18 protein-coding genes and 1 pseudogene are annotated in these 20,415 nt (G+C 68.4%); 7 read left to right on the top strand and 12 right to left on the bottom strand.

The window, feature by feature from the left end:
* The first annotated feature begins 3 nt into the window (after positions 1-3).
* The gene (locus tag QR64_RS22120) at positions 4-399 is read left to right on the top strand and encodes a tautomerase family protein (protein WP_024100872.1); all 396 of its coding nucleotides are present in this window, start codon (positions 4-6) and stop codon (positions 397-399) included.
* Between the two features lie 9 nt (positions 400-408).
* On the opposite strand, the gene QR64_RS22125 is transcribed toward QR64_RS22120, so the two are convergent.
* From QR64_RS22125 to QR64_RS22140, 4 genes are all read right to left on the bottom strand, one after another.
* On the bottom strand, positions 409-1,563 hold the full coding sequence (locus QR64_RS22125) for a beta-mannosidase (RefSeq protein WP_039587406.1): 1,155 nt from the start codon (positions 1,561-1,563) through the stop codon (positions 409-411).
* 76 nt (positions 1,564-1,639) lie between these two features.
* On the bottom strand, positions 1,640-5,794 hold the full coding sequence (locus QR64_RS22130) for a TIGR02680 family protein (RefSeq protein WP_039587206.1): 4,155 nt from the start codon (positions 5,792-5,794) through the stop codon (positions 1,640-1,642).
* Entirely contained in the window at positions 5,791-7,185 is a 1,395-nt protein-coding gene (locus QR64_RS22135) for a TIGR02678 family protein (RefSeq protein WP_006551991.1), read from the bottom strand. Before QR64_RS22135 ends, QR64_RS22130 begins: the two co-directional genes overlap by 4 nt.
* Positions 7,182-8,672: a TIGR02677 family protein gene (locus QR64_RS22140; protein WP_039587209.1), complete on the bottom strand. Its 1,491-nt coding sequence runs from the start codon at positions 8,670-8,672 to the stop codon at positions 7,182-7,184. Before QR64_RS22140 ends, QR64_RS22135 begins: the two co-directional genes overlap by 4 nt.
* A gap of 218 nt (positions 8,673-8,890) precedes the next feature.
* Between QR64_RS22140 and QR64_RS22145 the strand changes: the two genes are divergently transcribed.
* Positions 8,891-10,219, top strand: coding sequence for a PucR family transcriptional regulator (locus tag QR64_RS22145; protein ID WP_052039975.1), 1,329 nt, complete (start codon positions 8,891-8,893; stop codon positions 10,217-10,219).
* Positions 10,220-10,226: 7 nt separating this feature from the next.
* On the opposite strand, the gene QR64_RS27380 is transcribed toward QR64_RS22145, so the two are convergent.
* Entirely contained in the window at positions 10,227-10,388 is a 162-nt protein-coding gene (locus tag QR64_RS27380) for a hypothetical protein (RefSeq protein WP_183079132.1), read from the bottom strand.
* Positions 10,389-10,411: 23 nt separating this feature from the next.
* On the bottom strand, positions 10,412-10,540 hold the full coding sequence (locus tag QR64_RS28605; protein WP_258913444.1) for a hypothetical protein: 129 nt from the start codon (positions 10,538-10,540) through the stop codon (positions 10,412-10,414).
* Between the two features lie 485 nt (positions 10,541-11,025).
* On the opposite strand from QR64_RS28605, the gene QR64_RS22155 reads away from it, so the two are divergent.
* Entirely contained in the window at positions 11,026-11,379 is a 354-nt protein-coding gene (locus QR64_RS22155; RefSeq protein ID WP_006551994.1) for a Zn-ribbon domain-containing OB-fold protein, read from the top strand.
* A 10-nt stretch (positions 11,380-11,389) separates the two neighbouring features.
* Here the strand turns inward: QR64_RS22155 and QR64_RS22160 are convergent, their stop codons facing one another.
* Positions 11,390-11,800: a RidA family protein gene (locus QR64_RS22160; protein WP_024100879.1), complete on the bottom strand. Its 411-nt coding sequence runs from the start codon at positions 11,798-11,800 to the stop codon at positions 11,390-11,392.
* Between the two features lie 80 nt (positions 11,801-11,880).
* On the opposite strand from QR64_RS22160, the gene QR64_RS22165 reads away from it, so the two are divergent.
* Positions 11,881-12,252 (top strand): winged helix-turn-helix transcriptional regulator, encoded by a 372-nt coding sequence (locus QR64_RS22165; protein ID WP_039587212.1) that lies wholly within the window; start codon positions 11,881-11,883, stop codon positions 12,250-12,252.
* Positions 12,253-12,257: 5 nt separating this feature from the next.
* Here the strand turns inward: QR64_RS22165 and QR64_RS28610 are convergent, their stop codons facing one another.
* From QR64_RS28610 to QR64_RS22170, 3 genes and pseudogenes are all read right to left on the bottom strand, one after another.
* Entirely contained in the window at positions 12,258-12,494 is a 237-nt protein-coding gene (locus QR64_RS28610; RefSeq protein WP_306672643.1) for a nucleotidyltransferase family protein, read from the bottom strand.
* Positions 12,461-12,598: pseudogene (locus tag QR64_RS28765) on the bottom strand (hypothetical protein); the annotation flags it as partial. The gene QR64_RS28610 and the pseudogene QR64_RS28765, both read right to left, overlap by 34 nt.
* Before the next feature lie 36 nt (positions 12,599-12,634).
* Positions 12,635-12,898, bottom strand: a complete 264-nt coding sequence (locus tag QR64_RS22170) for a GlsB/YeaQ/YmgE family stress response membrane protein (RefSeq protein ID WP_033096671.1) — start codon at positions 12,896-12,898, stop codon at positions 12,635-12,637.
* A gap of 247 nt (positions 12,899-13,145) precedes the next feature.
* Between QR64_RS22170 and QR64_RS22175 the strand changes: the two genes are divergently transcribed.
* The 3 genes from QR64_RS22175 to QR64_RS26880 all read left to right on the top strand — a co-directional run bounded on the left by QR64_RS22175 (position 13,146) and on the right by QR64_RS26880 (position 15,260).
* Positions 13,146-14,465: a cytochrome P450 gene (locus QR64_RS22175; protein WP_411908098.1), complete on the top strand. Its 1,320-nt coding sequence runs from the start codon at positions 13,146-13,148 to the stop codon at positions 14,463-14,465.
* Between the two features lie 62 nt (positions 14,466-14,527).
* Entirely contained in the window at positions 14,528-15,004 is a 477-nt protein-coding gene (locus QR64_RS22180; protein WP_052227388.1) for an SRPBCC family protein, read from the top strand.
* A 115-nt stretch (positions 15,005-15,119) separates the two neighbouring features.
* A complete protein-coding gene (locus QR64_RS26880) occupies positions 15,120-15,260 on the top strand; it encodes a hypothetical protein (protein ID WP_153811635.1) in 141 nt (46 codons plus the stop codon).
* 560 nt (positions 15,261-15,820) lie between these two features.
* Here the strand turns inward: QR64_RS26880 and QR64_RS22185 are convergent.
* Positions 15,821-17,308: an NAD-dependent succinate-semialdehyde dehydrogenase gene (locus QR64_RS22185; protein ID WP_052227389.1), complete on the bottom strand. Its 1,488-nt coding sequence runs from the start codon at positions 17,306-17,308 to the stop codon at positions 15,821-15,823.
* Positions 17,305-20,313 (bottom strand): FAD-binding and (Fe-S)-binding domain-containing protein, encoded by a 3,009-nt coding sequence (locus QR64_RS22190; protein ID WP_235367268.1) that lies wholly within the window; start codon positions 20,311-20,313, stop codon positions 17,305-17,307. The genes QR64_RS22185 and QR64_RS22190 overlap by 4 nt, the downstream gene beginning before the upstream one ends.
* Positions 20,314-20,415: the final 102 nt, after the last annotated feature.

Below are 20,415 nucleotides of genomic sequence, written 5' to 3' on the forward strand. Positions count from 1 at the left end.
CGGATGCCCAGCACGCTCATCGAGGTTCGCACCCGCCACGACCGCGAGGTCGAGACCGGCATGATCGACGCCGTCCACGACGCGCTCGTCGCTGCCTTCCGGATTCCGGAGGCCGACAAGCACATCCGGCTCGTGGTTCACGAACCCGAACGCTTCGCGGTGCCGCCGACCCTGACATCGCCCGAGCTCTACACCCTCGTGATCGTCGACTGCTTCGCCGGGCGCAGCGTGGACGCCAAGCGGCGCCTCTACCGCGAGATCACCGAGCGGCTCGGCGCATTCGCGATTCCTGCCGACCACGTGACCGTGATCGTGCGCGACATCCCGACCGAGAGCTGGGGGATCCGCGCCGGGCAGGCCGCGTGCGATGTGGATCTCGGATTCACCGTCGATGTGTGAGGACTGCTCTTACGGAGAGAACTGCGCGTTCGGGAGAGTGGAGGGTTCGAGGGATCCGAGGTCCTCGACCACATCCCACAACGGGTCGTCGAATCCGATGTCGTAGGTACAGTCGGCTTCCCTCGGGTCGGGCACGAACGCCCACAGCAGTGCACCCGCGGTGCCGGCGGCGCGTTGGCCCTCGATCTTTGTGGTGATGTGGTCGGCGCGGTCACCGAGCGACCCGCAGGACCCGGCGAGCTCACCGATCTCCGCCACGAGCAACGGCTTTCCGACGGCTGCGGCTTGCGCGACCCGCCGGGCGAGACCGTTCCACTGATCGCCGGGCAACGGCACGCCGTCGGCGCCGTAGTCGTGGTACTGCACGGCATCGACATAGGGGGAGGCGCTGACGAACTGGTACTCGTCACCTTGGGTGCCGCACTGACCGCCCCCGGTGTAACCCGCGGTGATCAGGGTGCGTGGGTCGACGGCGCGCAGTTCGGCTCCGGCCGTGTCGAAGAAGTCGCGCAGCACCTGCGCGGCGCCGGGCTCGCACGACCGGGTCCACCAGTGGCACGCGGGGTCGGTGCATGAACTCGTCTCCGGTTCGCCGACCAGTTCCCATGCTGCGAGGGATGGTGAGTTCCGGTAGCGGGCGACGGCGGTGTGCATCCAGTCCCGGTAGCTCATCACCACCTTTTCGTGTCCCGGGGTGAATTCGGTCCACCCGTCGACGTACCATTGCCGTCCCTTGAAGACCTCGTCCTCGCACGCGCCGTCCTGTGGTGCCAGGACCGGCAGCAGCATCTGATCATGCGCTTCGGCCGCGGCGAAGACCGCGTCCATCGGTCCGAAGTCGAGTTGCCCGGTGAACCGGTTGACGGCGAGCGCCTGGAAGAGATTGAAGCGGGTGAGCGAATTCGGGGGCAACGTACCGAAATAGGCGTCGAGGTTCACCATCGCTCCGCATCCCCAGTTCACCGACCAGTCGGTGGCGAGCTGGTAGGCGTTGAACCCGGTGGGCCACCAGGCCCGACCGTCGAGCGCGAAACCGTCCGGCGACGCGGTCACCCGCGCGCCCGGTGCCGGTGCCGGTGCCGCTGCCGCGGGGCTCGTGCCCAGCAGCAGCCCGACCACGGTCGCGGCGCCGACGATGAGTCTGGATACCCGAAGCCTCGTCATCTTCCGCATCGTAGGTCCGCGGCGCAGGTGAGAGCCTCGATCGAGGAGGAACACGCCGTAGTGACCGTCGTCATGATCATGCGAACTCGAGGGCTCCTTCCACCGGGCGTGTGATCCGTCGGGTGCGCGGCGATCCGAGCGCGCTCTCCAGATCCGACCCGTCGTGCTCGGCGAGCAGTTCGCCACCGGACCACACCAGCAGCGTGGTGGCGACGGTGTGCTCGGCCACCGAATGCGACAGGTCGTAGTGCGCACAGCCAGGCACACCGGCATAGGTGATCCACAGGTCGAAACCGGTCATGAACAGGTCGAGGTCGAATTGCACGGACAGGCCGAGCAGTTCGCTGCGACCGGTGTCGTCGACGCCGGCGAAGGCCTCGTCGAGGGCGAGCAGGCGCGGCGCATGCGGGTCGGCGGAATCGAGCATCACGTGCGCCGCCGCGAACAACGGCAGGTGCAGGGAGACGGACTGTTCGCCACCGGACAACGCCGAGTGCCGGGCCGGGGTGAGGCGGTCCTCGCTGCCGTCCGCACCGACGAGACTGAACGAGAACACCCGCCACCGGCGGTAATCCAGCGTCGCGGCGAGGATCTCCGGGTACGACCGTTCCGGATGCGCGGCCCGCTCCGCGCGGATCCGCGAGGCGAAATGCGCGCGGATCCCCGCGAGATCGTCCGGTGCCAGCATCGACGCGTCGCGGTCGAGGAGTTTGCACACCGCCCGGGCCGGCTCGTCGAGATGGTCGGCGAGCACCCAGTGCACCCCGATGGTGTTGCCCGAGGACATGTGCCGTTGCCGCATCTCGGTACCCATCCGGGCGATGAGGTCGCGGGCGTCGACGGTGCGCTCGTGGATCTGCTGCGCGAGACCGGTGAGCAGCGCGTCCTCGAGGATGCGCCGTTCGGAGTCGGTGAGCAGGGTCTCCTGTTCCTGCCGCGCCCGCGCGATGCGCTGCGCGAACGCCGCGACGGACGTGTAGCCCTGTTCGTCCTGTACCTGCACGACGGTGATGCCGTCGGCAGCGTCCCAATGCAGGCGGTAGTCGCGACCCCGGGCGAGTTCGGCGTCGAACTCCTGCAGCGCGGAGGTCAGTGCAGACGCGGTGGACTTGCGGGTCGACTCGGAGGCCGTGACCGATTCGGTGGCGGCGTCGAGTGCCCGGAACAACGAGAGGACCTCGGTGGGCAGCACATCGACCGTGTCGTCGGGGGACTGCCGGATCCGGTAGGCCAGCTGATCGGCATCGAGCCACGCGGCGGCGCTGGACGGCCACACGTGCTCGCTCTCCACGCCGAGCAGGGTCAGCAGGTCGCGCCGGGCGAAGGGTGCCAGGGCGTCGGCGTCGGCGCGGGCCTCGGTGAGCGCCGACCGCAGTGTCTGCTCGGCGCCCGTGTGGGCGGCCTCTGCCTTGCCGATCCGCTCGAGCGCCGACTCGTGGGCCTTACGCGCGGTTCGCTCGGCGGTCTTCGCAGTCTCGATCCGGCGTCGGGCCTCGTCGAGCTGGGCATCGATCCGGTCGGCGCTCGCCCCGATCGACTCGCGCAGCGTCTCGAGCTTCTGCTGCTCGTTGGCCAGCGTCTCGGCGTTCTCCGCCGCGAGCTCGGCCGCGTTCTCGGCGGAGACCCGCGCCTCGTCGAGCTGAACTTCGGTGTCGCGGAGTCGATCACCGCAGGTGACCTGCTCACGCAGGGCGCGCTGCAGGGCCTGGCCCTGGGAACGGAAGTGCCGCACGGCTGCGTCGAGACTGTCGAGTTCCGTCGCGGTGAGCGGCGCTCGGTGCCGGCCGGCCGTCGACCGCAAGTGCTGTTCCTTGGTGGCGACCGCGGCGATCGCCTGGTCCAGGTCGCGATCGGCGGCGGCTGCGGATTCGGATGCGGTCCGCAACGCGCCGGCGCATTCGGTGACCTTGCGCAGCGCCGCGAGCACGGATCCGGTGCGCGGCAACGACTTCACGGCCTCGTCGAGTGCGGTGAGCCGGTGGCCGATCTCGCGATCCTGCTCGCGCTGCGCCTCCACGTCGGCGCGGCATTCGGCGATGGTGGTCTCGAGTTCGACGATGCGACGCTGCCGACGCCGGGCGCGGGCGGTGGCTCCGATGAACTCGGCCTGCTCCTTGACGTGGCGACCGAGCTGCACTCCCTGCCGGAACCCGCCGTGCGCATCGACCGACACTCGCGCGTCCGGACCGGGATCGGTGGTCCACGCGATCGACGACAGCACCGCGGCGATCCGTTCCTCGGGGACGGCCGTGTCGGGTTCGGGAACGAGTACGTCGGCGAGGGTGAGACCGCTGGGGCGGTGCTCGGGCGCCAACGGCACCAGTAACTGCTCCGACTCGATGTCCGGCAGGTCGCCGTCGGTGATCCACCCGTCGAGCAGGTTCGCGGCCTGCAGCGCCGCTTCGATACCGGCAGCGTCCTGCGTCGACACATCGTCGCGGAACCGGACGAGCTGCCACAGCGGGGCGCCGACGAGATCGTCGCGGCTGCCGGTGCGGGAAGGGAACGCCGGGGGAGCGTCGTCGCGTTCGGCCGCGACGGCGGTGCGTTCGGTCTCGAGTTCGGCGATGCGGGTGCCGAGCGACTCGATCTCAGAGCCGCACACGCGACGCCGGAACCGCAGGTCGTCGAGCACGGGCCCGGTGTGCTCGGCGAACACCGCCGCGGGGGACGGGGCATCGTCCTGACCGACGGTGCCGAAGGCGGTGTCGAGCGCCTCGAAGACCGGGGTGGACAGGCCCACGGCCGCGAAGGTCTCGGCGCGATCGGACCACCACCGGCCCAGCTCGGCGGCGACCTCGCTGCGGGACAGCTCGACCATGGTCTCGGCGGCCTCCACCGCGGCCGAGGCGGTGTCGCGTTGCGCGCGGGCACGCACCGCGGCGGCCTCGGCCCGTGACCGCGCGGCGGTCGCACCGTCGAGCTGGGACAGTGCGCTGCGCACCACGCGCACGTCGGCGTCGCGTTCCTCGGCGAGTGCGTCGATCGCGGTGTTGAGCTGCTCGGTCCGTTCGATGCCGTCGAGACCGGTCCATGTGATGCCGGCGTCCTCGGCCGCCGCACTCAGCCCGTCCTCGGCGCGACGACGCGCCGCCGTCGCCGTCTCGAGCGCGTCGCGGGCGCTGTCGTGGTCGCGGAGCCGGTCGGCTACGACGGCCTGGGCGCGGTTCGCCTGCTCGGCCTGTGCGGCGGTGGTGCGCTCGAGGTTCTTCACCGCGGACGCGAGGTCGTCGAGCTGCTGTTTGCCCTCGTAGGCGCTGGAGCGGTGCAGTGCCTCGAGGGTGGTGCGTGCCTGTTCGTGGTCGCGTTCGGCCACCAGGAGCTGTTCCTCGGAGGCCGCGCGGGCGGCGGCGGCCTCGGTGCGGGCTTCGGTCGCCTCGCGCAGCGACCGGACGGCGGTGTCCACCACTCCGAGACGGGTGGCGACCTTGTCGACGGCGGTGCGCGCCTGCTGACGGATGTACTTCGAATACACCTTGACGAACTGTTGCGCCGCATCGTCGGCGGCGGCGAGGGATTCGAGGGTGCGCTCGACCTCCTCGATCGCGGAGAACGAGCGGGCGGCCTCGACGATGAGATCCTCGTCGAGGGGGCGAAGGCCGTCGGTCAGCGCCTGCGACAGGCCCTTCGGGTCGAGGTTCTTGGCGAGCTGGGGGCGGCGCAGCGTGAGGATCAGGTTGATCAGCTGGTCGTAGCGTTGCGCGCCCAGACCGAACATGCGCGCGTCGATCGCGGCCCGGTAGTCGACGGGACGATCGGCGATCGCGTCGGCTCCGATCTGATCGACCAGTTGTTTGCGGGTGAGCGGTCGGTCCTCGTCGTCGAGCAGCGAGAAGTCGACTCCCACACGGCCGTCGACGACGAAATGCCAGCGGGTGACCTTGTCGTTGCCGCGGGTGGCGCGCATCCCGATGCCGACGGTGACGGCCTCCGGGTCGTCGGCGCGGCCGCGGCAGAACTCCATCCACACGTACGAGTGGGCGCTGTCCTGGCCGCGGTACAGCAGGTTCGAGCGCATGGTGCGCTCCTCGCCGGCGAACGGGTTCAGACGTCGCGGTTCGATCCGGCCGTCGAGCACGAACGGGAACAGCACCTCGAGCGCCTTCGTCTTGCCCGACCCGTTCGGTCCGCGCAGCACCAGTCGTCCGTCGGCGAACGAGAACTCCTGGTCGCGGTAGTCCCACAGGTTGATGATCCCGGCACGCGTGGGGCGGAATCGGGCGCTGCTCATGAGATCTCCGTCGGGTTCGTATCGGGTGCGGGGACTGTCGGTGGGGTGGTCTCGGGGAACAGGTCGATTTCCGGATCACGTTCGCGCACACTGACCGTCACGCCGCGGAAGCGCGCGATCGCGGGCAGGACGAGCACCCCGCCGGGTACCCGGGCCACCAGCCGCAGCCGGTCGAGCATGTCCACCGCGGCCTCGGCGAGTCCCGCGGGGTCGGCCTGCCACTGCGCGGCGAAGGTTCGGCCGTAGATGTCGACGAGGCGCCCGACCGTGCCCGCCAGCCACGAATCCTCGAGCAAGGGATGCTCGAGCGGGGCACGAGCGGCGTCGTCCTGCTCCAGCTCGTCGGGGATCGGGGTGTCGGACGCCGCGAGCGGGGTGAACACCGTCGACCTCGGGATCGCGGAATCGACGGCCGCGAGGAGAGCGTCCTGTGTCTGTGCAGGTACGGGTATCCGGGGTGGGGCAGGGGCGTCGGGATCGAGGACGCGATCGCACATCTCCCCGGCCAGCAACAGCGCGACCTGCGCGACCGTCCCCGTGTTCGGAAACCGTACATCTGACAGTCGTCCCGAGGTATCCACCAGCGCAACACCTTCGGCGCGACGCTCACACACCAGGCCGGTGAGCAACTTTACTTCGTCGGTGGTGCGCGGCAACGCCAACTGCAGCGCTTCGTCGTCGTCGAGATCGTCGGCGTACACCACGGGACGCTGCACCAGTGCGCGTCGCACCCGCCTCCGGACCTCCGCCGTATCCGATTGCGGGGCACCGGCATTGCCGAGCAGACCGCGCACCGATTCGAGGTGCTGCAACGCCCGCGGTGGCCGGAACAGGGCATGCACGACCGCGCGGTCGACGTCGTAGAGCGCCTCACCACTGTCGGGATCGCTCGCCCACCTGCCCGCATCACCGTCGGCGAGGGTGATCGCCCCGCGCACGCCGAGCCAGGTCACGGCATCGACGAAGGCATCGCGATCGGCGGCACGTTCGGTGTCGAGCTCGACACCGTCCACCCGGCTCGCCTCGGACGCGACGTGCTCGGCGAGTTCGGACAGCGTGATCTGCCCGGCGCCGCGACCGAGCGCCGCGATCGCCAACGCGAGATAGGCATAGCGGCGCCGGTCGAACGGCCGGCCGGTGTGCGTCGACGTGCCCGCCCCCGCGTCGAGGCGATCGGCGACGGTGAACAGCCGCGCGGTGGTCTCGGTGACCTCGAGCCGGTATCCGAAGGTGGCGAGCAGATCCTCCCGCAGCTCGGTGGCCCAGCGGCGCACCGTCGCCAGCGCCGACCGGTCGGGAAAGGTCGCGGTGACGAGGTGGTGGGTGAGCACCAGCCGCGCGGCGCGCTGATACGAATCCAGCTCGACGGACGGAATCGAACGCGCCCTCATCGCACCTCCACCGACAGACCGTCGAGATACAGGCGCCCGCGCGCGGTGTGCACCACCGTCGACTCGCCGCTCGGTCGGAGGGTGAGCTTGACGCCGTTCTGCGTACCAGAGGACGCATCGTCGCTGCGCACCCGCCCGCTCACGGGCACGCGGGCCGACAGTGCGGCGTCGAGCAGGCTCAACAGCACCTCTGCTTCCGGTTCGCTCAGCTTCCGTTCGCGCACCCCTCCGGCGGCGAGGGAACGCGCCGCTTCGGCCCGGCGACGCTGCTTCTCGAGTTGCGCCTCGCGCAGCCGCCGTACTCCGGCGTCGTTGCGCTGGATCCGCCCCGGCGCTCCCGCTGCGGGGCGCCGGCCGGTCTCGGCGAGGGTGCGGGCGATCTCCACGGGAGGCGCTTCCCACCACGAGCGGGTGACCGGCACGATGTCGGCATCGGGATGGGCGACGGAAAAGTGTCGGGGCCGGCCCAGGTCGAACACCGCATCGAACAGTGCGTGCGCGGCCTCCTCGGACGGCGCGGCAGCGAACCAGCCCGCGAGATGCCGCAGCTGCGACTCGCGGCTGACACCCCCACGACGCTGTTCGGTGAGCCGGCGCAGCAGCCCGAGCACCGCGGAGATCGCGTTGATGGTCGCGCCGCGCAGGCGTTCGGATTCGCTCGGTTCGGAGCCCACACCGACGAACCAGTGTTCGACGCCCCACCAGCGCTGCGCCCAGTCCGCTTCGCGTTCCTCGAACGAGAGCAGCACCCGCTCGTCGTGCCGGGCCGCGGCCGCGGTGAGCTTCTGAACCCCGGTGGTCTGTACCCGGTCGAGCGCCGTGGAGAGCTTCGGGGCGTAGCGGGCCAGGTCGGTGCTGAACTCGCGCATATGGGTGAGCAGCGCGTCCTTGTGGGCGAGGAAGGTCTCCGGGGTGACCTCGGTGGTGCGCACCAGCTCGCCGAGGACGAGATAGAAACGGGCGGCGCGCTCGGCCATGTCCGACAACGTCGCGTCGAGGCGGCTCAACTTCCGGTAGACCAGCTCGCCGTCGCCGGCGGCGTTCGCGTCGGCGAGATCGTTGAGATCGGCAAGCAGATCGGGAAGGGCCAGACGTGACAGCGAGACGTCCTCCCCGCGGGAGGACAACACGTCCTCCACGGCGCGGAACACCCGGTAGCCCGCCTGCCCGAACTGGTAGACGTAGTGCCGGTTGCGGTACTCGGCGAGCGTCGCTGCCCGGGATCCGTCGTAGCTGCGTTCGAGCACACCCCACGCGTGCAGCTGCTCGAGCAGCGCCGGGATCTCGGAGGAATCGGGCACGTCGTCGCCGCTCGCGCCGGGCAGTCGGGTGAGGACGTTCTCGACGTCGCCGGCGTGCAACAGCACCGAGTAGTTGCCGCGCGCGTGATCGAATGCGCGCAGAACCCACAGGTAGTGCACCCTTTTCTCGGCCGTCGCGAACGAGAACAGGCGCAGGCGGTCGTCCCGCACCAACGCGTCCTCCATCGCGCCGAACCGCGCTCGGCCTGATTCACTCACCGTGACAGGTTAGGCGGCGCAACCGACGGGTCCGGACAACACCCGGCGTGAGTGTCGGCATGATCGTTGTCCGAGGGACGCCCCGATCCGCGGTGGCGGCCCGTCCCGAGCCGTTACGGTCGAGGCGGTGCGCTCGGCAAGGCAGTGCACTCGGACAGACGCCGTAGCCTCCGGAATCGGACACGATGAATCCTCACGAGATCGGACAGGACACCCACAGCGTGGGCGATCCCGGACCTGCCACGCGTGCCTTGATCGAGGCGGTCGCCGACCTGTCGACGACGCGGCACGCCGAGATCACGCAGTACATGACCGAGCGGATCTCGGCCGAGATCGAGGCGGTGTCCACCGACCGCCACACCCGCCGCTCCCTCGCCCAGGCCGCGGAGGAAGGCGTCGCAGCCATGACCCGGTTCCTGCGGGACGACCTCGAGGAGATCGAGATCCCGGCGGCGTCCTACTCGCTGGTGCGCATGCTGGCCCGACAGGGATTCCCCGTCTCGGTGGTCGACCGCAGCAACCGGCTCGCGCAGGACAGCATCATGCGCTGGTGCCTCGAGGTGCTGGCCGGACTCAGCGACGACGCCGCGGCAGTGATGCAGGCGGGCGTGGAGATCCTGATGAAACTCTCCGCGGGGATCGACGGGGTGTCGCAGAAGCTGCTCGGGGTCTACGAGACCGAGCGCGATACCTGGCTGCTCAACCGCAACGCCTCCCGGACCGCCCGCATCCAGGACATCCTGGCCGGACGACCGATCGAGGTGGGGGACGCCGAGCGCACCCTCGGCTACCGGCTCGGCCAGCGCCACCTCGGGGTGATCGTCTGGACGGACGATATCGAGGTGGTCGGTGGGGACCGGTCCGGCACCGAATGGAACGGTCTAGAGCAGGCAGTGACGACTCTGGCCGAACATCTCGGGCGGGGAGGTCGGGTGCTGTTCGAACAGTTCGACGAGTACACCGCCTGGGCATGGATCCCGCTCGGCACGGTCGATCGCATCGACCCGAGGGGACTGTCCGGGATCGTCGCGGCATGGCAGCGACCTGTCGGTGTCGCCGTCGGCGCGCCGCAGGAGGGGATCGACGGTTTCGTCCGCACCCATCGGCAGGCGGCGCAGGCGCGGGAGGTGGCTCTGACATCGGCGCTGCCGGGTCCGCGTCTCGTCTCGATCGACGAGGTCGGCGCGGTCGCGTTGATGTGCACGAATCTCGAGTGGGCCCGCGGCTGGGTGGGGGATGTGCTCGGTCGCCTCGCCGCCGACGATCCCGCTGCCGCGCAACTGCGGCACACGCTGCGGGAATTCCTTTCCAGCGGAGGGAGTTTCGTCGCCACAGCGGAAAGACTACATCTGCACCGGAATTCGGTCGCCTACCGGATCAGCAAGGCGGAGGAGCAGATCGGGCACAGTGTCCGCGAGTGTCGGCTCGACCTCGAGAACGCGCTGGCGCTGTGCCACTGGCTCGGCGCCGCCGTGCTCGCCCCCGATTCGGAGATTCCGCCCGCGTCCGGCTGACTGCGCGTCAGCGGGACGCGGGCACGGTGCTGCGAACGAACCGTCCGATCTCGCCGATCGCGCGGACTCCTTCGGGTAGCAGATCCGCGGCGGCCTGGAATATGTGCACCTGCCGGTCCCAGACCTGCAGATCGCACGCCATACCGGCGTCGGCGAGACGGTCGGCCATCGACTCCGCGTCCACAAGAACAATTAGTGCGAGCCGACCTGGATGAGCGTGGGCGGCATGCCCGACATATCCGCCTCGGCGGGGCAGATCCGCCCCGACTCCTGGCGACGTCCTGCAAGGCCGGCCAGCGCTTCGAGTGCGTTGCCGGGCAACAGCGCGCAGTGTGCGGCGTTGGAGCGACCGAGCTTGCGGGCGAGTCGACCCGGCGAATCGGGTGCCGCTGTCTTCCACGTGAAGGACGAACGTCCCTCGGTTCACCGGTGCGGCTGCACACTGTTTCGGTAGTGGTTCGGGCTGCGCGCACAGTGTCCGCGCGTGGCACTGGGTGCCGGTGCGAGCTGGAACACGTCGAAGTAGGGAAGATCTGCAGGTAGGGAGGTTGCTTCGGGCGCTTGTCCAAGTGACATCCGGTGGCCCGAACGACCCGAAAGCCCCTGTCGACCGACCCGGCATTGTGCGCTGCGACCAGCGAACCCCCACGATCTGTGTGCTCGCGTACCGATGGAAAAGGTCCCGAGTCGACCTACCTTCGAATAGGGGGCCGATGATCGGAGCCACGTCATCGGCCCGTCGGGGTCCCCCCTCTACGACGGACCGCTTCGTGGCTCGGACATTTTCCGTTGACGGAAGGACTGCGATGGCGCCCCACGCGACGCAGAACTGCATGACGATCCTGCGCTGCGGAAGCTGCACGACGCTTCACGCTCCGGAGACAGCGTGCTGCTCCTCCTGCGGCGGCGCGAACCTCGAGTCCGCCCGCTGCTCCGGCACCGGCTCGATCGTGTCCTGGAAGGTCGTCGAACCGCTCGACGACGGCGCGCAGGACGACAGCGCGGTCACCCTCGCGATCGTCGAACTCGACGACGGGCCATGGCTCTACTCGAAGATCGAAGGATCGTTCCCCGACTGCGCCGAGGCCCGGGTGCGGGTCGCGTTCCGGTCCACTGCGGGTGACGACGGATTCCCCGTCTTCGGGATCTGCGCGGCCTGATCTACGACGCTCATCCCTCGAGAACCGCGGTGGCTTCGATCTCCACGAGCACGACAGGTTCGTAGAGCGCCGCGACACCGATCAGCGATGCCGGCGGCATCGGATCGGGCAGATCGATCTCCTGCGCGACGGCCTGCACACCGGCCATGAACTGTCCGATCTTCTCGGGATGCCAGTCTGTGACGTAGAACGTCAGGCGCACGACATCGCGGAAGGTCGCGCCGGCTCCGTCCAAGCCTCGTGCGACGTTGCGCAGCGCTTGGGCCACCTGACCGGCCAGCTCGGTAGGAATCGGTGAGCCGTCCGGCATGTATGCGACCTGTCCGGCGAGATGGACCTGTCGCGTGCCGGTGGAGACTGCGACGTGGTGGTAAGGAGCGTTCGGCAGCGTGCCTTCGGGGCTGAACAGGGTGACGGACACGGAGTTCTCCTGGGGTCGGAACCAAATGGTATCCGAGTTATACTTGGTATCCGGAAGTCACTTCAACGAAACCAGGTTTCATGTCGGATACCGCTGACCACGATCTGCTCGCCGTCGCCGCCCACCGGGAACTGTTGGGGCAGATCCTCGACAAGTGGTCCTTGAGCGTGCTCACCGAATTGTGCGAGGCTCCGCGCCGCTTCAACGAGCTGCGGCGCGCCGTTCCCGAGGTCACGCAGAAATCCCTGACGACCACGTTGCGCAGACTCGAACGCAACGGAATCGTCGAACGCCGGGTGGTGAACACCCGTCCCGTCGCGGTCGAATACCGCATCACGGCACTGGGGAAGACGGTGCGCGAACCGATCGACGCTCTGTTGATGTGGGCGTCGACGAATCTTCCCCGCATCGAGGAAGCGCGACGCAGATTCGACGAGGATCTCGGCGAATGAGGATGTCAGCGCTCGGGCCACGGTTCGACGACCAATCGAGGCCATTCCACCTGCCATCGTCGGGCTTTCGCTTCGTACACGTTGCGAGGTGCCAGCACCGGATTCGGGCGGAGCGCCATCCCGAACAGGTCGTCGAAACCGTGCGGAGCGTAGACCCGTAGTCCCGGATGCCGGCCTGCCGGTCGCGGCCGTCGAGAAAGTTCCAGACCGACTGGAAGACTCCGCCCGCGGTGAGATACCAGTCTCCGATGCCGAGTTCACCCGCCCGGTCCAGGACGACCCGGCACACCGGATTTCCGGGAACGATGTCGAGCAGTCGCTGCTCGGTTGCGGGGCGTGAGGTCACTCGGGCATCGTCTCTCGTCGCGGGATACCGATAGCGCTAGGCCTGACGCGACCGGGACTTCCAGGCCGACCAGGCAGCGGTCACGATGATCGCGCCGGCGAGGGGGCCGATGATCCCGCTGGGGCGTAATTCGAGTCCGTCACCTGCGAGAAGGCTGATGAGCAGACCGCCGATGAACGAACCCCCGACGCCCGCGACCAACGCGAGAGTCCAGTCGATCCCGGTCCCGGACCTGCCCACGACGAGCTGTGCCACCGCGCCGACGAGCAGCCCGAACAGAATAATCCCGATGATCAACATTGCGCGAGTACAAGTGGACATCCTCACGCGGACAACGCTTTACGTCTCGAGAGTGCAATTCGAGATCCGGTCTTCCCGCGGGTCAAACTGTTGTTACATGCGAGCCTGCCCTTCGAGTTCAGCAAGGTTGCGGTTGCGCAATGACTCGGTAGTGGGTCTGGTGTGACCGTCCGAGGCGGACCACACTCGGAGAATGGCCAGGACAAGCGCACAGGCCCAGGATTTTCCGATTGCGCCCGACGTGCCGATGCATTTGATCGACCGCATCCGGGCACTCCGACATCTCGATACCGGTCCCGAGAAATTCCGTGACGCAGGCGGGCCGGTCACCCTCGTACATATCGGTCCTGCCCGGTGGGCGCCGACCTTCGCTATCGTCACCTCACCGCAGGGCGCCCACGATGTTCTCGGCGGTTCCGACGGTTCCTTCGACAAGGAAATGACCGTCCACGTCGAGGGACGGGTGTGGGTCGGCGACAATCTCTTCAATCTTCCTCACGATTCGTGGGTGCCGCACCGTCGTGCGTTGCAGCCTTTGTTCACCAAGAAGCACGTAGCGGTCTACGCCGACCGGATCGCCGAGGTCGCCGACACGATGGCGGCAGAGTGGAGCGAGGGCGGGTCGATCGATCTCGACACCGAAACCCGGCGACTCACCCTGCGTGTCCTTGGCCGGTCACTCTTCGGAACGGATCTCAGCGAGAGATCCGAAGCTGTCGGAGTTCCACTCGGACAGGTGGTGCAATTCGTGGGACGACGTGCCCTGCAACCGATACGAACCCCGACATGGCTGCCGACACGTGCCCGTCATCGTTTCCGTGTTTCGTTGGCTGTTGTCACCGAAACGCTCGACGAGGCGATGGACGCCGCGCGGAGCGGTGCTGGCAATGGCGCCGAATTGATCAAGCTGTTCTTCGAGCTCACCGATCCGGTCACTGGCAGAGCGTTCAGCGACGAGAAGATCCGTGACGAGTTGCTCGCGTTTCTCTTCGCGGGTCACGACACCACCGCGACCACTCTCGCCTACAGCTTGTGGCAGCTCGGCCGCAATCGCGAGATGCAGGAGCGGGTGGCGCGGGAGGCTGCAGCCATCGGAGACCGCCTGTTGCGCGCGAGCGATGTCGGGGATCTACCCTACACCGTCCAGATAGTCCATGAGTCACTGAGGATGTGTCCGCCCGCAGCGACGGCCGCGCGAATGGCAATGCGCGACGTGGAGGTCGACGGTTACCGTATCCCTGCCGGGACGAATACGATCGTCGGCACCTACGCGCTCCACCATGATCCGTCGCTCTGGGACGAGCCCGAGAAATTCGACCCGGATCGGTTCGCCCCCGGGCAATCGGTAGAGAGGTCGCGGTGGCAGTATCTGCCGTTCGGTGGTGGCCCACGCACCTGCATCGGAGATCATTTCGCCATGCTCGAAGCAATCCTGGGCCTCGCCAGTGTGGTGCGAAAACTCGAGGTGGAATCCCTTCACGACGATTTTCCGGTGAAGACGCCGTTCACCTTGGTCGCGGCCGGACCCGTGCCCGCGCGTGTGGGGACCAGAGCCGTCACTGCGTAGTCGTCGGCAAGGGCAGGCGGGCAGGCAGGTGCGTCGCGCCGCACTGATCGGGACAGGGCAGGATGGTGGCCATGCAGACCACACCCCTGACCTTCGAGTCCTCCGTTGTCGTTTCCGCCACCCCCGACGAGGTGTACGCCCTCGTCTCCGACGTCACCCGCACGGGTGAATGGTCGCCCGTCTGCGCGGAGTGCTGGTGGGACGAAGGGCAGGGCCCCGAGGTCGGTTCCTTCTTCACCGGCCGGAACGTCACCCCCGAACGCACCTGGGAGGCCCGGTCGAAGGTCGTCGTCGCCTCCCCGGGCCGCGAATTCGCATGGTCGGTCGGCCCGGGCCTCGTGCGCTGGAGCTACGTCATCAAGCCCGCGGACGCCGGCACGGAACTCACGGAGACCTGGGAGTTCACCGAAGCCGGGCAGGAATTCTTCCACGAGAAGTTGGAGGCGGAGGCACCTGCCCGGATCGCCGCGCGGGAGCAGGCCGCCCGCAGCGGAATTCCGGCGACCCTGGACGCGATCAAGCGCATCATCGAGGGCTGACCCGGGACGCTCGTCGATCATCGAGGGATCGCCGGGCGCCTCCTTGCCGAGGGGCGAACGGTGAACACCGCGACCTTCGGGTGCACCAGGCTCGGTACGTGGTGGGCGCAGTGTCGTGCGCTGCGAGGCCGGGATCGGATTCGAGGGGTCGGCTGCGACACGTAGCAGCCTGATCGCCGAAGTGCGGGTCACCGAGGAACTCCCCACCGGCGGACTGGGTGTCGGCCTGGGCATCCGGAAGGCCGATTCGCGCTAGGAGGCCCTGCGCGATCTGATCGACGAGGTGCTCCGCGTCGACGATGCCGGCTCACCGATCGCGGCGTTGATCTCCGGCCTCGACGTCGCCTACGACCTCGGTGAGAGACACCCGCTGCTGGGACGACGCATGCCGGATCTCGACGTCATTGCCGAGGAGAAGCCGGTTCGAGTGTTCGGGCTCGCCCACTTCTGCTGCAATTCGACGGTCCACCAATCGATTCCGGGCATCGTCCTGAATGTGTCGACCTCATGTGGGCGCGTTACGACGCCGCTTGGGGATTGTCGTTGCTCGGTGAGGGGGACGCGCCGTCGGCTGTGCTCGTGCGCCCGTATGGGCACGTGGCATGGGTGGGGGCTCGACGGACGGTCTCGACGCCGCGCTCGCGAAGTGGTGCGGCACTGCGGCCGGCCGACCAGGAACCGTTGCGTGAGCAGGTGATTCCTGACCTACGCGGGTAGACCGTACCGACCTTGCGCTGAACAGGGCTTCGCGCGCGTTGCAGTTGCGTCGAAACACGGTTCGGCGCGCAAGGATCGGCGGCGCAGTGAGACCATGCGTCACCGACGAGGAACAGCGACGTACTTGACCTCGAGGAACTCGTCGATACCGATGGTGCTTCCCTCACGTCCGAGACCCGATGCCTTGATGCCGCCGAACGGTGCCGCGGGGTTGGACACGATGCCGGTGTTCAGCCCGACCATGCCGACCTCGAGCGCTTCGCTGACACGGAAACTGCGGTCGACATCCTGGGTGAAGATGTATCCGGCCAGTCCCCAGGGCGTGTTGTTGGCGATCTCGACGACCTCGTCCTCGGTATCGAAGACGACGATGGGCGCGACCGGCCCGAAGATCTCCTCGCTCATCAACGCGGCGTCCTTCGACACGTCGGCGAGGACGGTGGGTGGGTAGAAGTAGCCGGGTCCCTCGGGCCGGCTGCCGCCACACACCACGCGCGCTCCACGTTCGACGGCATCGGCGACGAGACGTTCCACCTTCGTCAGAGCCTTCTCCTCGACCAGCGGACCGACTTGGGTGCCCTCGACCAGGCCGTCCCCGACGGCGAGGGCATCCATACGGGCAGCGAGCTTCTCGGTGAACCGATCGGCGACCGCGCGGTGCACGAAGATGCGGTTCGCGGCGGTGCAGGCCTCACCCATGTTGCGCATCTTCGCGGCGAGCGCGCCGTCGACGGCCCGGTCGAGATCGGCGTCCTCGAACACGATGAGCGGGGCATTTCCGCCCAGCTCCATCGAGCTGCGCATCACGTGCTGGGATGCCTGTTCGAGCAGCCGGATGCCCACCGCGGTCGAACCGGTGAAACTGATCTTGCGTGCGATACCGCTCGACATCCAGGTCCAGACGACCTCCCCGGGTGCGGTGGTGGGCACGACGTTCAGCACACCCTTGGGCACACCGGCCTCGACGAGCACCTCGACCAGGGCCAGCGAGGTCAACGGCGTCAGCTCCGAGGGTTTGAAGACGATGGTGCATCCGGCTGCGATGGCGGGTCCGATCTTGCGGGTACCCATGGCGAGCGGGAAGTTCCACGGCGTGACGAGGACGCACGGTCCCACCGGCTCCTTGGACACCAGGATGCGGGTCGCGCCGTCGCCGGTGCTGGTCACATCGCCGCGGATGCGGACGGCTTCCTCGGAGAACCACCGGAAGAACTCCGCGGCGTAGGCGACCTCGCCCTTCGCCTCGGCGAAGGGTTTGCCCATCTCGGTGGTCATGATGGTCGCGAACTCGTCCTGCCGTTCCAGGATGAGCTCGTAGGCCCGGCGAAGGATCACGCTGCGTTCGCGCGGAGCGGTCTTCGCCCAGTGCTTCTGCACGCGAGCACAGGTCTCGACGGCACGCCGGGCGTCGTCGGCGTTGCCGTTCGCGACGGTCGCGATGACCTCCTCGGTCGCCGGGGCGACGACCTCGAATCGTTCGCCGGTGGTCGACTCGACCCACTCACCGTCGATGAACAATTCTGTGCTGACGCGGGACACTGCGTCGGAGACGCCCACCCGTGTCCCGACGATCGTTGCATCGGTCATGCGCTTTCCTCCTCGGAGATGGCGTTGTTCATCGACATTCGTGGCCCGGGGTCGAGAAGTTCTGCGAGATGTTGCCCCGGGGCGGACACGTCGATCTGCGCAACCTGCATCGCGCATGAGAAGCCGTCGGTGATCACCGCGGAGTCGTCGTCGGCCGCGCGCAGTGCCGGGGCGAGGGAGGTCTCGGCGACTTTCATGCTGATGTCGTGGTGTTGTTTCTCGAATCCGAAGTTTCCTGCCACGCCGCAGCATCCGACTGCGTCGCGGACGTCGTCGACTCCCGCTGCGGTCAGGATCCGGCGATGGCTTCCGGCGCCGAACACGGAGTACTCGTGGCAATGGGTCTGCAGCACTATCTCGTTCGGTAGCGGTTGTGCAGGGGCGGGTGTCCAGCCGTTGCGCACCATGGTGTCCAGATAGGACGCGAAGCTGTGGACCCGTGCGGCGACGCGACGCGCAGCCTCGGTGGGCACCAGCTCGGGCAGGTCCTTGCGCAGGGCGGCGGCGCAACTCGGCTCGACGACGACGATCGGCCGGTCGGTGCCGTCGTCCAGTGTGCGGGCGGCGTGGGAGAGCTTCTTCTTCGCGGTGTCGAGCTGGCCGGTGGAGATCCACGTCAGTCCGCAGCACGCGTCTGCGGAGCAGCTCATCACCTGCTGATCCGCCGAGGCGAGCACGCGGGCGGCGGCACCGGCGACCTCCGGCCGCAACCCGCGAGTGAAGGTGTCGACGAACAGCACCACCGGCGTCGAACCGGACCGGCCACGTAGTGCGTCGCGCACGGCCTTCTTCCAGGCCCGCCGGGAGGCGAAGGGCGGAAATACCCGGTCGGGGGAAATGCCGCCGAGTGCGGCGGCGCGCTTGGCGAGAGAAGTGCGCAGGACCGCGTTGACCAGCGGTGCTGCCAACCCCGTGAGGCGGAGCCAGCGTGGCAGCCACCCCAGCGAATAGTGCGACACCGGTCGTCGTGTGCTGTCGTAGTAGTGCGAGAAGAACTCGGATTTGTAGGTGGCCATGTCGACGCCGGCCGGGCAGTCGGTCGAGCAGGCCTTGCACGACAGGCACAGATCGAGTGCCTCACGCACTTCCTCGGATTTCCACCCTTGCTCGATTGTGCGGGCGCCGCGCACCATCTCCTGCAGGACCCGGGCCCGGCCCCGAGTGGAGTCCTTCTCGTCGCGGGTCGCGCGGTAGCTCGGGCACATCACGCCACCGGAGTCGGCCCGGCATCGTCCGACGCCGATGCAGCCCTGGACGGCGTGCACCCACGGGGCGGGGGTGTGTTGCGGCCGCGCGCCGTCGGGACGGACCGCCTCGATCGGGTGCAGGTCGTAGTGGGTACGCCAGGTGCGTTCGGGAACGTCCGCCAACGCCAGATCGTCATCGATCCGCGCCGGGTCGGTCAGCGATCCCGGGTTCAGGATGCCTTGCGGGTCCCAGATCGTGCGGAAGGCGCGGAATGCGCTCATCATCCGCGCGGAGTACATCACCGGCAGCAGTTCCGAGCGGGCACGGCCGTCGCCGTGTTCTCCGGAGAGCGATCCGCCGTGACGGACCACCAGCCGCGCGGCCTCGTGCGTGAACTCGCGGAAGACCTGTCGGCCTTCCTCGGTGCGCAGGTCGTAGGTGATGCGGATGTGCATGCAGCCGGCGCCGAAGTGCCCGTACATCACGCCCTGCAGACCGTGCCGGTCGAGCAGTGCGCGGAAGTCCTGGAGGTAATCGGCGAGGTTCTCCGGCGCGACAGCGGAATCCTCCCAGCCCGGCCAGGATTCGCCGCCGGATGCCAGGCGGGAGGACAGTCCGGCGCCGTCCTCGCGCACCCGCGACAGGGAAGCACGCTCGGTGGTGTCGGCCGCGACGCGGCCGTCGACGAGGCGGCCGTTCCGGCGAAGTTTGTCGAGCAGTGCGTCGGCGGCCGCGGCCACGGAGTCCGGGTCGTCACCGTCCAGGTCGACGTAGAGCCAGGCGTTTCCCACCGGGAGTCCGAGGACGGAGTTCTCGCCCCGACGCAGCCGCATGGTCTCGACGATCGCCGCGTCGACACCCTCGACTGCCGCAGGCGAGAACTCCAGGATGGTTCCGATGTCGCGGGCCGCGTCGACGACATCGTCGTAGCCGAGGCAGACCAGCAACGCGCTGGACGGGCGGGGAACCAGCTCGACGCGGGCACCGACGATCACCGCGCAGGTTCCCTCGGATCCGACGAGCGCACGGGCGACGTCGAACCGCTTCTCCGGCAACAGATGATCGAGGTGGTAACCCGAGACCTGCCGTTGGATCCTCCCGAGTTCGGTGCGGAACTCGAACAGGTGCTCGCCTGCCAGCGCGGTGAGCTCGGCGTCGAGCTGCTGCGCGCGCGCCGCAGCGGCCGCGTCGTCGGGATCGGTGGCACGCAGACCTTGCTGCGCCGCGGTGAGCCGGAACCCGTCGGCGGTGACGAGGTCGATCTCGTGGACGTGATCGGACATGCGGCCGTAGCGCACCGAGTGGTTGCCGCAGGCGTCGTTGCCCAGCGCGCCACCGACCGTGGCCCGGTTCTTCGAGGAGGGATCGGGGGCGAAGGTCGTCCGGCCCGAGGACGCGTCCTCGGCCACCCGCGTGAGGGTCGCGAGCACGACGCCCGGTTCGACGTCGGCGACACCGGCCGTCTCGTCGATCTCGAGGATGCGGTTCATGTGCCGGGAGAAGTCGACGATCACACCGGGGCCGACGGCATTGCCCGCCATCGAGGTCCCGCCCCCTCGGCTGACCAACGGAATCCCGGTGTCGCCGCAGACGGTCACCACCGCCACGACGTCGTCCACCGACCGAGGAAAGACCACGGCCGAAGGTGGCACCCGGTAGTTGGAGGCGTCGTAAGAGTACTCGGCCCGTCGACGCGTGGAGGTGTCGACCGGGACGCCCAGTGTCCGGAGTCTGTCGGCGAGGACACGAATCCGGACGTCCTCGTCCGTGCAGGAGACGCTGGGGCGCTGTCCTATGTCGAGCTGGTCGTCGTTCATCGCGTGCGCCGCGTCAGGATCGGGGACCGCAGAGAATATGGGCGCGTCGGTTCGGGAACTCCATCGGCCGCCTCCGGGTTTGTAGGATTGTCAACAATCCTG

The sequence above is a fragment of the Rhodococcus sp. Chr-9 genome, from assembly GCF_000801125.1.
Classification (GTDB): domain Bacteria; phylum Actinomycetota; class Actinomycetes; order Mycobacteriales; family Mycobacteriaceae; genus Rhodococcus; species Rhodococcus pyridinivorans.